We start from the raw sequence: 14,712 nt of genomic DNA on the forward strand, positions 1-14,712 counted from the left end.
ACTGAACCAGGAGACATAGTGGCGAGTCAGGGTCAGCGTTTCCGGCGAAAGGCGCTCCGCCGGGGCTACAAGGTCGACGAGGTGGACGCCTTCCTGGACCGGGTCGAGGCGACCCTCGCCGGCGAGCCGGCCGGCGCGCCCGTTGCCTCCCAGGAGGTGCACGACGTCGTCTTCCGGGTCCGCTTCAACGGGTATGACGAGTGGCAGGTCGACCTTCACCTGGACCGGGTCGAGCGGCAGCTCGCCGAGCTGGAGGAGCGCGGCGGGGCCCTTCCTCCCGCCCGGTCCGGCGACCGGTTGGGCCCCCCTGACCGGATGGGTCCGCCGGAGCACCGGATGGGCCCGCCGGACCGGATGGGTCCCCCCGAGCACCGCATGGGCCCCCCTGACCGCATGGGTCCGCCGGAGCACCGGATGGGCCCGCCGGACCGCATGGGTCCCCCCGAGCACCGCATGGGTCCGCCGGACCGGATGGGGCCCCCGGATCGATTGGGTCCGCCGGATCGGATGGGCTCGCCCGACCGGATGGGTCCCCCGGATCGGATGGGCCCGCCCGACCGGATGGGCCCGCCCGACCGGATGGGCCCGCCCGACCGGATGGGCCCGCCCGACCGGTTGGGCCCTCCTGACCGGATGGGCCCGCCCGACCGGATGGGCCCGCCCGACCGGATGGGTCCGCCGGATCGGATGGGGCCGCCGGATCGGATGGGGCCGCCCGATCGGATGGGTCCCCCGGATCGGATGGGTCCCCCGGATCGGATGGGGCCGCCCGACCCGATGGGCCCGCCGGACCGGATGGGTCCGCCGATGCGTGACGAGCGCGGGCGGCCGGTTCCACCGCCGCTACCGCCCCGGCCGATGCCCGCACAGCCCAATCCGGGCGACCGGTACGGCCGGTACGAGGAACAGACCGGTGCCTTCCCGGGCGGCTTCGACGCGCCCCGGGAGGACTACGACGCCCCGCCACGCAGTCATGCCGCGCCCCCGCCCGGGCACGGCGGCCCGCCGCCCCGTGGTCTCCCCGCCGGCCCCGGCGGGTACGGGCCGGACGACCGGTTCGACGGCTTCGAGGCGGGTCGGCGCGGCCGGGCGGACATGACGGCCGAGATCCGCATGCCCGATCGGGACCTGCGACGTGGTCCGGCCGGTCCGCCGCCCGGGATGCCCCCGGCGTTGCCGGCCCAACCGGCCAGCGGCCCCCCGATGGGCGGCCCGCCGCCGATGGCCGGCCCGCCCGGGAGTGACCTCCACCGGGTGGACCAGATCCGGCGTGGGTTCCAGGTGCGGCGGTTCGGCAGCGGGTACGACCCGGATCAGGTGGACCGGTTCTTCGACAGCCTGCTCGGCGGCATGTCGGGGCGGGGCCCGATGCCGGTCAACCCGAAGGACCTCGACAGCATGCGCTTCCCGCTCGTTCCGGGCGGTTACTTCGAGGCGGAGGTCGACGCGGCGCTGAAGGACGTCCAGGACATCCTGCTCGGCCGCTGACCGGGCCGAGCCGGACGCCGGAGCGGTGCTCCCGGGAACGACGACCGAGGGCCCGCCCCCGAGTGGGGGGCGGGCCCTCGTCACGTCGTCCGGGTCGCCCGGCGGCGGGTCACCCAGCCGGCGGGTCAGGACCGCAGGCCGTTGCGGCGCAGCACCACGTCGCCGATGACGACCAGCAGCAGCAACGCCGCGCCGACGATCAGGAAGATGTCCTCGACCCTGCCCTCGTGGTTGCCGCAGATCATCGCCAGCATCGCCAGCGCGGTGAGGACCGCGCCGATCTGACCGGCCTTGCGGTACCCCGGCTTGTGCTGGTCTGGCGACGTTACCGGCTCGCTTCCTGCCACTGTCGGTCCTTCCCTCGCGATCGGATCTCCGGTTAGTCTGGCACGCCCCGCACCGGGCCCGGCGCAGGGTCCGGCCGGTGCCGTCTCCACCCCGCCCCCGCCCGGCCCGTCGGCGCGTTCCGGTCGGCCCCCGACCCGGTTCGCCCGGTCGAGGCTGGTGACCCGGTGACCGGGCCGAAGGGCACTACCGGCGTCGCGGTTCGAGGGCCACAGTCACTCCGGTAGCGTCTTGTCGTACACCTTGGTTGTCGTTTTAAGGGGGACTGTACGGTGCGAGTGACCGGTACGGGGCATGCCAGCATGCGAATCGACACGGCTGCGGGCAGCATCCTCTGCGACCCCTGGGTCAACCCGGCGTACTTCGCCTCGTGGTTCCCGTTCCCGGACAATTCCCAGCTCGACTGGGAGACCCTTGGCCAGGTCGACTACCTCTACGTCTCGCACCTGCACCGGGACCACTTCGACGCGGCGCACCTGAAGCGGTTCGTGTCGAAGAAGGCGACGGTGCTGCTGCCCGCGTTCCCCACCTCCGAGATGGAGGACGAACTGCGTGAGCTGGGCTTCACCAGCTTCCTGCGGACCCGTAACGAGGAGGTGCACGAACTCGACGGCGGGCTGAAGATTATGATCCAGTCGCTGACCAGCCCGACCGACGGGCCGATCGGGGACTCCTCGCTCTGGGTGGAGTACGACGGCGTCCGCCTCCTCAACCAGAACGACGCCCGCCCCACCGACCTGAGCCTCTTCACCGAGCTGGGCCACGTGCACGCGCACATGCTCCAGTTCTCCGGGGCGATCTGGTATCCGATGGTCTACGAGCTGCCGCAGGCCGCCAAGACCGCCTTCGGCAAGCAGAAGCGGGACCGCCAGTTCGACCGCACCTGGCGCTACATCGACGACCTGAAGGCCGACCACGTCTTCCCGATCGCCGGTCCGCCCTGCTTCCTCGACGACGAGTTGTGGCAGTTCAACGACATCCACGGCGACGAGGGGAACATCTTCCCCGACCAGTCGGTCTTCCTCTCCGAGTACGCGAAGGTCGGCGGGACCAACGGGGTGGTGCTGCTGCCGGGCAGCGTCGCCGAGGTCACCACGGAGAGCTGCGAGACCAGCCACCCGGTGCCGGTCGACGAGTTCTTCGCCAACAAGGTCGCCCACCTGGAGGAGATGCGGGAACGCAAGCGTCCGGTCATCGAGGCGGAGAAGGCGTCCTGGCGGCACCCGGAGATCGACGTCCTGAAGGAGATGAAGCGCCGCGTCGAGCCGCTGCTGGAGGAGTCGGTCTACCTGGCCAAGGGCGTCGGTGGGCCGGTCCGTTTCGACCTGGTCGGCTACGACGGCGAGTCCGTCGAGTCCATCGTGGTGGACTTCCCGGGCAAGGAGGTGCGGCCGTACGCGGACGAGAAGGTGCGGTACCGGTTCCGTACCGAGCGTGCCCTGGTCGAGCACCTGCTGCACATCGGCGAGGTGGACTGGGTCAACTCGCTCTTCCTCTCCTGCCGTTTCTCGGCCGCCCGGATCGGCCAGTACAACGAGTTCGTCTACTCGTTCTTCAAGTGCCTCTCCCGGGAACGTCAGCAGTACGCCGAGGGCTGGTACGACGAGCACGAGCGCACCAGCGACGCCGAGGACGTGACCCTCGGCGACTGGGTGGTGCAGCGGCGTTGCCCGCACCTGAAGGCGGACCTGACCCGGTTCGGCGTGGTCGAGGGCGACCAGCTCACCTGCCAGCTGCACGGCTGGAAGTTCGACCTCGCCAGCGGTCGCTGCCTGACCAGCGTCGGCCACAAGATCCGCGCCCACCGCGCGGACGCCCCGGCCTCCTGACCAACCGACCGGCCACCGTTATCGGGTCGCCGACACTTCTCCCGCACGAGGGAACCCGCGCCGGACCATGGGGGGCACGGGTTCCTTCGTGAGGGAGTGAACATGTCCGACAACCACAACGACCCGCAGTACCCGCCTCCGCCTCCGCCCCCGTCCGCCCCGGGTTCGTGATCAGTGCGGGCGTGGGTCAGGTGGCCAGGTCGGCGAGGATGCGGCGGGCGGCGTTGTGCCCGGCGGCGCCGATCACGCTGCCCGCCGGGTGACAGCCGGCGCTGCCGGCGTACAGGCCGTCGACCCCGGTGGCGTACGGCATCCGGTCGGTGAAGGACACCGTGTTGTCGACGTGGTGGATGTGCCCGCCGGTGATCCCGAAGTGCGCCTCGATGCCGGGCGGGGTGAGCGGCACCGCGTCGGCGATCAGGTCACCGGTGCCCGGGGCGTACCGTTCGCAGAGCGCGACCAGTTGCGCCACGTAGCCGGGTAGGGCGTCGTCCCAGGTGGTGCCGGCCAGCTCGTACGGCACGGACTGCACGAACAGCGCCGACGAGTGGTGCCCGGCGTCATCGCGCAACGACGGGTCGACCGTGGTGTGCAGGTACCACTCGATGGTCGGCTCGGCGGGCAGCCGCCCGGCCCGCACGTCCGCCCACATCTCCCGGAGCGCGGTCATCGGCGAGGCGGCGTCCCCGCCGACCAGGGAGGCCGAGCCCGGGAGCAGGTGGATGGTGGAGCCGAACGGGCTCGGCGCGTCCGCCGGCAGGCAGGAGAAGCGGGGCAGCCCGGTCAGCGCCAGGTTCACCTTCAGCGTGCTGCCGGTGCGGTGGACCGCCGTCATCCGCTCGGTGAGCGGCGCCGGCAACGCGCCGTCGGGCACCAGCTCCATCAGCCGGTACGGGTCGCAGGCCCCGAGCACCACGGGGGCGTCGACCGTCCGGCCGTCGGCGAGCGCCACTCCGGAGACCGCTCCGCCGTCGAGGAGGACGGCGGCGACCGGCGTACCGGCGTGGATGGTCGCCCCGGCGGCGCGTGCGGCCTCGGCGAAGGTCCGGGAGACGGTGCCCATCCCGCCCTCGGCGATCATCCAGGTGCCGTCCGCGCCGGGGAGGCGGCACATGTTGTGCGCCAGGAAGTTGTGCCCGGTGCCCGGGTCGTCCGGGCCGGCGTTGAGCCCGGAGAGCCCGTCGGTGACCGCGTACATGCTGACCAGCAGCTCGGAGCGGAACTCGAACCGGGCCAGGTAGTCGGCGACGGAACCGCGTACCAGGTCGACGAAGGTCCGGCGCAGGGCCGGGCGGACGTACCGCTCGGCGGTCTCCTCGACCGGCAGCGGCTCGGCGAGCCAGGCCGGGGCGAGATCGTCGCGGAGCGCGGCCAGCTCGGCCTGCATGGCGTCGTCGGCGGCCACGTCGGCGGGGGAGAAGAACTCCGCGAGCTGCGCCCGGGTGGCCGCCCGGTCGCTCCCCATCAGCAGGTACGGCGAGCCGGGTCCGCCCGGGGTGGGCAGGAAGTAGTGCGGGTCGCGACGCAGCACCGGGATGCGGACGTCGAGGGTGGCGAGCAGTTCGGGCGGCATCAGCCCGAGCAGGTACGAGCCGGTGGAGTGGCGCAGGCCGGGGACCTTGGGGAACGGGTTCTCCGTCCGGGCGGCACCGCCGATGACGTCGGCGGCTTCCAGCACCACCACGCTCAGGCCGGCGCGGGCCAGCAGGACGGCGGAGACCAGACCGTTGTGCCCGGCTCCGACGATCACGACGTCGGCGCGGGACGGCAGCTCGGATGTCATGTCCGGGCAGCCTACTGCGATCCGGCCCGGCGCGGGGCGACGTGCGCGCCGGGCTGGTCGGCGGCGGGGGCGAGCTGGGCGACGAAGGTGGCCAGTTCGGTCTCGAAGAGCGCCTCCGGTTCGGTGACCGCCCAGCGCAGGTGGTCGAAGACCTCCATCGCGATCAGCCCGTAGATCCGGGTCCAGCCGCTGAGGAAGGCGTACGCGACCTCCAGCGACAGGTCACCCTGGCTGTGCCGCAGCGGGGCGAGCCGGTCGCCGAGGTGTTCCTCCAGGAACTCCCGGGGTGGAGTCCGCAGGCCGGCGCGCTCGGCGAGGGTGACCAGCGGGCGGACGAACACCATGCCGAGCCGCGCGCCGGGGTGGTCCTCGTCGCCGCAGGCATCGGTGAACTCCTCCAGCCCCGGCACCGGGTTGCCGAAGATCAGCGTGAACTCGGCGCGGTTGCCGACCCCCCAACGTCGGAATGCCCGGCTCATGGCGAGCAGTTGGTCGAGCGGGTCGTCCCCGGCGGCGTCCCGGGCCGCCTCGACGGTCTGCCGCAGCTCGTCGTAGAGGTCTGCGGCCAGGCCGGCGACGAGCGCCTCCAGGCTGGGGAAGTAGCGGTAGATCGCGGGGGCGGTCATGCCCATGTCGCGGGCGATGGCCCGGAGCGAGACGGCGTCGAGTCCACCCGTCACCAACAACCGCCGTGCGCCGTCCTTGATCTCGGCGACGGTGGCGGTACGGAGGCGTTCACGCCGACTCGATGGGGTCATTCCGGGCAGGTCTCCTTGACGGGCGAGAACACCGTTGCGTAAGTTTACGGTGCTTACTAGTTAACGGTGTTCACTAAAATGATCGATAGTTACATCGTACGACCTGGCGGTCGGTGAAGGGAGACGCGATGTTCGCCTGGTGGGGGCGGATGGTGGTGCGGATGCGTTGGGCGGTGCTCGCCGCCGGGCTGGCCCTGGTCGTGGTCGGCGCGACCTGGGGCGCGGCGGTCTTCGGCCAGCTGACCGGGGGCGGCTTCGACGATCCGGGCAGCGAGTCGAGCCGGGCCCTCGCCCGGATCAACGCGGAGCTGGGGCCGCAGGGCGCCGACGTGATCGTCCTCTTCTCCGACGACGCGACCACCGTCGACCAGCCGGCCTTCCAGGGCCCGGTCACGGCGACCCTCACCCGGCTGCGCGAGCACCCCGAGGTGCGTCAGGTCACCAGCTGGTACGAGACCCAGGCGCCCACCCTGGTCAGCGACGACCGGCGGGCCACGTACGCGCTGGTGCAGCTGCGCGCCACCGACGAGGACGACAAGACCGCCGCGTACGACGACCTCGTGCCGGCCTTCGAGACGCCCGGGGTGCGCACCGAGACCGGCGGCACGGTCCCGTTCCTGCACGTGGCGAACGAGCAGACCACCGAGGACATCACCAAGGCCGAGATCCTCTCCATGCCGGTGCTGCTGGTGCTGCTCATCCTGATCTTCCGGGGCCTGGTCGCCGCCATGACCCCGCTGCTGATCGGCGGTCTGGCCATCCTCGGCGCGTTCGTCGCGGTGCGCCTGCTGAACATGGTCACCGAGGTGTCGATCTTCGCGATCAACGTGATCACGCTGATCGGCCTCGGCATGGCGATCGACTACGCGCTCTTCGTGGTCAGCCGGTTCCGGGAGGAGTTGGACGCCGGGCGGGACGTCCGGTCGGCCATCGCCCGGACCATGGCCACCGCCGGCCGGACCGTGCTGGTCTCCGGGGTGATCATCGCCCTGGCCATGTCCAGCCTGCTGATCTTCCCGATGGCCTTCCTGCGCTCGATGGCCCTGGGCGGGGTGGCCGCCGTCCTGATCGCCATGCTCGCGTCGCTGACCGTGCTGCCGGCCCTGCTCGTGGTGCTCGGCCCACGGATCAACGCGCTGCGCGTACCGCTGCCGAAGTGGCGGCGACGGGCCCGGCCGGCGGCGGACGGCGGCGCCTGGGCCCGGATCGCGCGCAGCGTGATGCGCCGCCCGGTGCCCTACCTGCTCGGGGTCCTGGTGGTGCTGGCGGTGCTCGCGGTGCCGTCGTTGCGGATGGAGTTCGGCGGGTTCGACGAGCGGGTGCTGCCGGCCGGCTCCGAGCCCCGGGTGGTGGCCGACCGGATCAGCGCGGACTTCCCGGGCGGGACGGTCGCCCCGATCGACGTGCTGGTCTCCGGTGCCCCGGTCGAGCAGGTCCAGCCCTTCGCCGACCGGGTGGCCGGGGTGGACGGCGTCACCGGGGTGACCGTCGCCGCCAACCAGGGCACCTCGACCCTGCTCAGCGTCACCTACACCGGTGAGCCGACCGGCGACGTCGCCCAGGACGCGGTCCGGGCGATCCGGGACCTGCCCGTGCCGGACGGCGCGGAGGTCCTCGTCGGTGGCCGCCCCGCCGCCGACCGGGACCTGCTGGACAGCCTCTCCGCCGGGCTGCCCTGGATGGCGCTGCTGATGGCGGTGGCCACGTTGCTGGTGCTCTTCCTCGCCTTCGGTTCGGTGGTGCTGCCGATCAAGGCGGTGCTGATGAACCTGGTGTCGATCGGCGCGTCCTTCGGCGTGGTGGTCTGGATCTTCCAGGACGGGCACTTCGCCGACCTGCTCGGCTTCACCCCGACCGGGTTCATCGAACCGAGCAACCCGATCTTCATGTTGGCGGTCCTCTTCGGCCTCGCCACCGACTACGAGGTCTTCCTGCTCTCCCGGGTCCGCGAGGAGTGGGACCGGACCGGCGACAACACCGCCTCGGTCGCGGCCGGCCTCCAGTACACCGGACGGATCATCACCGCCGCCGCGCTGCTGCTGATCGTCGTGGTGGCCGGCTTCGCCACCGGCGGCATGGCCTACATCAAGCTGGTCGGCATCGGCATGATCGTCGCCATCGTGGTGGACGCCACGCTGGTCCGGGCGCTGTTGGTGCCGGCGAGCATGCGGCTGCTCGGGCGGTGGAACTGGTGGGCCCCGGGCCCGCTCGGGCGGGTCTACCGCCGCTACGGCCTCCGCGAGTCGGAGTCCGGGGACGAGGAACCCGCCCCGGCCGGTGATCGTCACGCCGCGTTCACCCGATAGGGACTGCGATCAATGCCCCGACGGACGTAGGGTCGTCGGGGCATTGACGTTTATCTCTGGAGGTAACCGTGGAGCGTCGTACCGTCCTGCGCGCCGCCGTCCTCGGCGCGGGCACCGCCACCTTCGCCGGAGCCCTCTGGCAGCAGGCCTTCGCCGCCGTCGCCCAGCCCGGTCCCAGCCCGTACGGGAACCTGCTCCCCGTCGACGCCAACGGGGTCGAACTGCCCGCCGGCTTCACCAGCCGGATCATCGGCCGCTCCGGCCGGGTGGTCGCCGGCACCGGCTACCTCTGGCATCCGGCCCCGGACGGCGGGGCCTGCTTCCCGACCGCCGACGGCTGGATCTACGTCTCCAACTCCGAGATCCCGCTGGTCGGCGGCGCGTCGGCGGTGCGTTTCCGGGCCGACGGGTCGATCGCCTCGGCGTACCGGATCCTCTCCGGCACCAACATCAACTGTGCCGGCGGGGCCACCCCGTGGGGCACCTGGCTCTCCTGCGAGGAGGTGCCGCTCGGCCTGGTCTACGAGACCTGGCCGGACGGCAGCCGCGACGCCGAGGAGCGCAGCCGGATGGGCCGCTTCAAGCACGAGGCCGCCGCCTGCGACCCGGACCGGCGGGTGGTCTACCTGACCGAGGACGAGTCGGACGGCTGCTTCTACCGGTTCGTCCCGGACACCTGGGGCGACCTGCGCACCGGCCGGGTCCAGGTGCTCTGCGCCCCGGCCGACCAGGTCGCCGGCCCGGTCACCTGGGCCGACATCCCGGACCGGGACGGCATCCCCACCCCCACCCGCCGCCAGGTCGGCGCGGCGAAGCGCTTCGCCGGGGGCGAGGGCTGCTGGTACGACCGGGGCGTCTGCTACTTCACCACCAAGGGCGACGGTCGGGTCTGGGCGTACGACGCGGTCAACCAGCGCCTCGACCTGTCGTACGACGACTCGCTGGTGCCGCCCGGCACCGCCACGCTCACCAACGTCGACAACATCACCGGCAGTCGGAGCGGTGACCTCTACGTGGCCGAGGACGGCGGCAACATGGAGATCAACATCATCACGCCGAGCGGCGTGGTCGCCCCGTTCCTGCGCCTGCCCGGGCAGTCCGAGTCGGAGATCACCGGCCCGGCCTTCTCCCCGGACGGCCGCCGCCTCTACTTCTCCTCACAGCGCGGCCCCGGCGGTGGCATCGCCGGCACGGACGGCATCACCTACGAGGTCACCGGCCCCTTCCGCCCCTGACCGCTCGCCCGCTTGCGGTCGTCGAGCAAGGAGTCCGCGTCCGACCGTCCGCTCCGGGTGACGCGAACTCCTTGCTCAACCACGGCTGCCGCGGTGGGCCCGCCAGCGGGAGAGGGCGAGGGTGGCCGAGTAGCCGGCCAGCACGATCACGTGGAAGAGGTAGAGCCAGAGCAGGACGGCGACGCCACCTCCGATCGCGTCGAAACCGCCGAACGGCACTCCGAGATCCAGGGGCAGCGAGCTGAACAGCACGAAACCGTGCAGGAACCCGGAGAGGTTCGCGGCGGTGAACGAGCCCACACCCAGCGCGGAGAGCCAGTCCGGCGTGGCCGGACCGACCACCCGGAACACCCAGAGCAGCACCGGGGTGAGCACCAGCCACACCGACAGGAACGACAGCACCACGCCGAGCGCGCCGGTCCACCCGCCCTGCCGGACCAGCCCGGTGGTCAGCGGCAGCGCCACCAGGATCGACACCAGCAGCGCGGGCGCGAGGGCGAACAGCGGCAGCAGCAGGAGCCGGCCGCGCCAGCCGACCAGGGACTCGGCCGGGTCGGGCGGGGTGGCGACCGAGACGAACGCCCGGCGGAAACCCTCGCCGTACAGCGACGCCGGCAGCAGGGAGGCGAGCGCGAAGAGCGGCGTCAACGCCAGGCCGCCGTCGACCAGCGCGGCCAGCGCCCGGTCCGCACCGATCTCGGTGGGCAGGGTCTCCACCGCGTACGACGTGAGCCGGTGTACCCGGTCCGCCCCGAAGGCCGACCCGGTCAACCAGATCGCCAGCAGCGCCACCGGCACCACCGCGATCGCCCCGTAGAACGTGATCGCGGCGGCGTGCAGCGACAGGTCCCGGCCGCGTACCGGCCGGAAGGCGGCCCGGCTGATCCGTTTCGCGCGCTGCCATCCGCTGCCCATCGCCGGCTAATTCCCCGCAGCGGGCCGGCACACGCATTACGATCCCGCGTCATGGCGGTGATCACCGAGACGGAACGTTTGCTGGTTCGCCCCTGGACGCGGGAGCCGGCCGACCTGGCGAGTCTCTACGACATGTACTCCCGGCCCGAGATGATGCGCTTCTTCAACAATGGAACGCCGCTCACCGATCCGGAGCAGGTGGTCGAGATGCTGCGCCGCTGGGAGCTGCGGGGCTCCCGTGACGGCTGGTACGACATCTGGGCGGTCGAGCTGCGCGACAGCGGGCAGGTGGTCGGCACCACCATGATCAAGCAGTTGCCCGGTCCGGACGACCCGGTGCTGAGCGACGACATCGAGGTGGGCTGGCACCTGCACCCCGACCACTGGGGCAACGGCTACGCCACCGAGGCGGCCCGGGCGCTGATCGACCGGGAGTGGGCGCACACCTCGACCGAGGAGATCTACGCCGTGACCGACCCGGGCAACGAGGCGTCGAAAGCGGTCACCCGTCGGCTCGGCATGAGCTACCTCGGCCGGCGCACCGACTGGTACGGCGGCACCGAGGTCGACGCATTCGTCCTGCACCGCCCGACCCCGCGCTGACCGGCTGACCGACCGGCCGGTCGACGCGCCCCGCCTGTCCGGAACCCGGTCGGCGACGGCGCGCCGGTGGCGCGGCGGCCCAAGGCCGCCGCGCCACCGCATGCGATCAACCGAAGGCTCGGACGCTGTTCCAGTTGTCCCCGAGGACCACCTTCACCGCGGCGTTCGTGTTGGTGGTGGACGGGTGGTAGATCGACATCTGCCCGAGGCTGCCGGACCGGGTCCAGATGTCGGGCACCTGGTCGCCGTTGACGTCCGGGATGCCGATGGCCGCGTTGATGGTGGTCTCCGTCCAGCCGGTGCCGTAGGAGACGTCCCCGCTGCGGGAGGCGGCGGCCGACTTCAACGAGTCCAGGTTCACGCTCCCGGCGACCGTGCCCGGCTTGCCGTGCCGGACGTACACGTTGCCGTTGTCCAGGTTGCGCCAGAGCAGGTCCGGCGTGCCGTCCAGGTCGATGTCCGCCAGGTTGACGATGTCCCGTCGGGCCCAGGCGGTGCCCTCCATCAGCGTCGCCGTCTGGAAGCTCGCCCCGGTGTAGCCGCTCAGCGTCCAGAACTGGGTTCCGGAGCGCAGGACCAGGTCCAGTCGCTTGTCCCCGGTGATGTCGCCGACCGCCTTGATCTGGGTCCAGGTGGACGGGGCCGGCAACCCGGCGGGCAGGATGATCCGCAGCCGGCGGTCGACGTCGAAGGAGCCGTACCCGTCACCGGGGTAGAGCCAGAAGCCGCCGTCCGGGGTCCGGGCGAACAGGTCCGTCGAACCGTCACCCGGGTAGGCGTCGGAGTGCTTCGTGATCAGGGCCGCCTGGCCGGTGACCGGGTCGTACCAGTGGCCCGGCGGGTTGAGCTGGCCGTCCCGGGTGTACGAGCCGACCTGCCACGAGTACAGCTCGCCACCGGTGTCGCCGGCGTAGTTGCGCAGGTTGCCCGCCGAGTCGATCAGAAGCAGGTCGGCGATGCCGTCGCCGCCGGTGTCGCCTGGAGCGTCAGCGGTGTCGCGTGGCGGTACGTAGAACTTGTAGTCCTTCCGGCCGCTCTGGTTGTGGGCTGCGTCGTAGGCGTACACGTGCAGGGTGTTCGGACCGGCGTGCCGGGGCGCCAGGGCGGGCACGGTCGCCGTTCCGTTGACCGCCGGCACGTTGACGGGAGTGCCGGTGCCCTCGAACGTGTAGGTGAAGTACGAGACGTCGGTGGCGGTGAAGGTGACCGCGCCGGTCTGGCCGAACTTGACCGTCGACCAGGTCGCCCCGTCGGGGGTCGCTTCCAGGAACACCTCACTCGTGACGGTCGGCGTGGACGGCTTCGAGCCGTCGATCGTCAGGCGGCAGGGCTCGTTGCCCGGTGGGAAGTACGACGAGTACGCGCCCAACGAGTCCCTGGCGCGGACGTCCCACGAGTAGACCGCCTGGTCCTGGAGGTTGGTGCCGAGGATGGTCAGCGACGCCTTGCCGGCGCTGGTCGCGGTGACCAGGGTGTCGGCGGGCACGGCGGTGCCGTCCTTCCAGAAGCGGAAGCCCAGTTGCAGGGTGCCGCCGTCCGGGTCGGTGGCGGTCGCCGACAGCACGATGTCCCGCTTGGCGACCGTGACGCCGCCGCCGGGCCCCGGCCGGCAGGCGTCACCGGGGACCGAGACGCCGTTCACCGGCTCCCGCGGCGGCCGGTTGTACGTGACACTCAGCTCCGCCGAGGTGGCCCGGAACTTGCGCCAGGTCAGCGTGTCGGACTCGCTGGTGGCCTTCATGCCGAAGTGGATGTTCGGCCAGCCCGCACTGGCGCCGTCCTTGGCCGCCTCCAGCACGTTGAAGCTCACGTAGTCGTCGGCGCAGTTGCTGCCGTAGCCGTACGCGAACGACCGCCGCTGCTGCTCCTCGCGCCAGGTCGGCTGCGCGTTCCACGTGGTGCCGGTGGAGATCGAGTTCGTCAGCCAGAGCTGCATCTCCCGGGCGGTGCAGCTCCAGGAGTGGTTGTTCAGGATCTTGAAGGTGGCCGCGCTGACCGTCGCTCCCTTGATGCTGCTGCTGAAGCCCATCCGCCAGAAGGAGCGGGCCCGCAGGGGCGTGTCCTGCTCGTAGCCGACCCGCGCGTCCGTGGTGCCCGAGTTGAAGTTGGTGCCGTTGTAGGTGTTGGTGTTGGGGTGCTGCGAGTAGACGGTCGCCCAGGGGTTCACGCCGCTGATCAGCGTGGGGTCGAGGAAGACCGGGAAGACGGACTTCGCGTCGGTGAGCAGCCCGGTGGCGGCGGCGTCCAGGTGCAGCCGGGCCGCGCCGGTGCCGTCGCCGTCGAGTCGGGTCGGCATCCGGCCCTGCCGTGCGCCCGGCTCGACGCCGCTGAGGCCGGAGAGGCTCAGCACGTCGGCGGGGGTGGCCACGGCGGTGCGGGGAGCCGACTCGGGGTTCTCCCGGCCGGCGGAGTCCCAGGCGAACGGGGTGGGGATCGAGCCGAGCTCCCGGCCGCTCCGGTCGAGGATCCGGACGCCGCCGGTGGTCGCGTCGTGGCGGAAGACCGCCGAGGTGGACCGCAGGCCGTAACTCACCGCGCTGACCGCCCGGACGGTGTCGGCCGCCCGGTTCTTGACCACCAGGAGCTGACCGACCGCGCCGTCGTCGCGGGCCACGACGAGCAGGTCGACGCCGGGACGAACCTCGGGGTACAGGGCACGAGGACCGTCGAGGACCGGCTCCGGCAACGGGCCGGGCCAGGTGTACGCGATGGTGTGACCCTCGACGTCCATCTCGGCGAGGACGCTGTCGGTGGGCACGGCGCTCCCACCGGAGCCGCCCTGTCCCGCCCCGGCGGTGCCGCCGGAGAGGCGGACGGTGCTCGGCCCGTTCACCGGGCGGACGTCCAGGCCGCCGGGGTTCCCGGCGTCGCGGACCAGCGTGGTGTCGACCGGTGCCCACTGTCCCCGGTCGTCCTTGGCCCGCTGCGGGGTGGCGTGCGACGTGGTGCGCATCCGTCCGTCCGGGAGCGCCCAGGTGAGCGAGGTGGCCGTCGTGGCGGTCTCCACCAGCACGTCCTTGGCGGTGCGGCGGGCCTCGGCCAGCGCGGTCGCCTCGTCCCGGGGAACGGGCGCCGGTGCGGGACCGGCCGCCGGCCGGGCCGGCTCGGTCGCGAACCGCCAGAACAGCGGGACGGCGACCAGGGCGGCCAGCAGACCCAGGGAGACGATCAGCCGGACGCGCGTACGGACGAGCGGGCCGAGCAGGCGGGGCAGGGTCACGACGATCCACTCCCGTGGGGGCCAGGTGGACAGGGGAGACAGACGGACGGCCCCGTCCGGCTGACCGGGGGGCAGAAACGCGGGCACACGATCGCACGGGATCGGCTCGCCCCGCCTACCCTGCGGAAGTTATCGATTCGTGACCTTCTGATCTGCCGCTCGTGACGGTTGCGTCGGTAAGTGGTCACCTGGGGTGATTTGACGGGTCGATCTCCGACCACCTGTGGCGA

10 protein-coding genes are annotated in these 14,712 nt (G+C 72.0%); 5 read left to right on the forward strand and 5 right to left on the reverse strand.

The features are described 5' to 3' along the window. Positions 1-18: 18 nt before the first annotated feature. Positions 19-1,488, forward strand: a complete 1,470-nt coding sequence (locus tag QSK20_RS04460) for a DivIVA domain-containing protein (RefSeq protein WP_285787272.1) — start codon at positions 19-21, stop codon at positions 1,486-1,488. Positions 1,489-1,613: 125 nt separating this feature from the next. Here QSK20_RS04460 and QSK20_RS04465 read toward each other — a convergent pair whose 3' ends face one another. Next, positions 1,614-1,835: a DUF2631 domain-containing protein gene (locus tag QSK20_RS04465; RefSeq protein WP_285787273.1), complete on the reverse strand. Its 222-nt coding sequence runs from the start codon at positions 1,833-1,835 to the stop codon at positions 1,614-1,616. Positions 1,836-2,105: 270 nt separating this feature from the next. On the opposite strand from QSK20_RS04465, the gene QSK20_RS04470 reads away from it, so the two are divergent. Further along, positions 2,106-3,662: a Rieske 2Fe-2S domain-containing protein gene (locus QSK20_RS04470; RefSeq protein ID WP_285787274.1), complete on the forward strand. Its 1,557-nt coding sequence runs from the start codon at positions 2,106-2,108 to the stop codon at positions 3,660-3,662. Between the two features lie 187 nt (positions 3,663-3,849). Here the strand turns inward: QSK20_RS04470 and QSK20_RS04475 are convergent, their stop codons facing one another. Further along, positions 3,850-5,445: a phytoene desaturase family protein gene (locus QSK20_RS04475; RefSeq protein WP_285787275.1), complete on the reverse strand. Its 1,596-nt coding sequence runs from the start codon at positions 5,443-5,445 to the stop codon at positions 3,850-3,852. 11 nt (positions 5,446-5,456) lie between these two features. After that, positions 5,457-6,203 carry a TetR/AcrR family transcriptional regulator gene (locus QSK20_RS04480; RefSeq protein ID WP_285787276.1) on the reverse strand — a complete coding sequence of 249 codons (747 nt, stop codon included), beginning with the start codon at positions 6,201-6,203 and terminating at the stop codon, positions 5,457-5,459. Positions 6,204-6,331: 128 nt separating this feature from the next. On the opposite strand from QSK20_RS04480, the gene QSK20_RS04485 reads away from it, so the two are divergent. Both QSK20_RS04485 and QSK20_RS04490 read left to right on the forward strand, forming a co-directional pair. Continuing rightward, complete coding sequence (locus QSK20_RS04485) at positions 6,332-8,509, forward strand: MMPL family transporter (RefSeq protein ID WP_285787277.1); 2,178 nt, start codon at positions 6,332-6,334, stop codon at positions 8,507-8,509. Positions 8,510-8,577: 68 nt separating this feature from the next. Continuing rightward, positions 8,578-9,744 (forward strand): alkaline phosphatase PhoX, encoded by a 1,167-nt coding sequence (locus QSK20_RS04490; RefSeq protein ID WP_285787278.1) that lies wholly within the window; start codon positions 8,578-8,580, stop codon positions 9,742-9,744. Between the two features lie 75 nt (positions 9,745-9,819). On the opposite strand, the gene QSK20_RS04495 is transcribed toward QSK20_RS04490, so the two are convergent. Then, positions 9,820-10,659 (reverse strand): YhjD/YihY/BrkB family envelope integrity protein, encoded by an 840-nt coding sequence (locus QSK20_RS04495; protein ID WP_285787279.1) that lies wholly within the window; start codon positions 10,657-10,659, stop codon positions 9,820-9,822. A 51-nt stretch (positions 10,660-10,710) separates the two neighbouring features. Here QSK20_RS04495 and QSK20_RS04500 point away from each other — a divergent pair, with 51 nt between their 5' ends. Then, on the forward strand, positions 10,711-11,262 hold the full coding sequence (locus QSK20_RS04500) for a GNAT family N-acetyltransferase (protein WP_285787280.1): 552 nt from the start codon (positions 10,711-10,713) through the stop codon (positions 11,260-11,262). A 106-nt stretch (positions 11,263-11,368) separates the two neighbouring features. Here the strand turns inward: QSK20_RS04500 and QSK20_RS04505 are convergent, their stop codons facing one another. Further along, positions 11,369-14,482 (reverse strand): DNRLRE domain-containing protein, encoded by a 3,114-nt coding sequence (locus QSK20_RS04505; RefSeq protein WP_285787281.1) that lies wholly within the window; start codon positions 14,480-14,482, stop codon positions 11,369-11,371. Positions 14,483-14,712: the final 230 nt, after the last annotated feature.

It is taken from the genome of Micromonospora sp. NBRC 101691 (genome assembly GCF_030269285.1).
GTDB lineage: Bacteria > Actinomycetota > Actinomycetes > Mycobacteriales > Micromonosporaceae > Micromonospora > Micromonospora echinospora.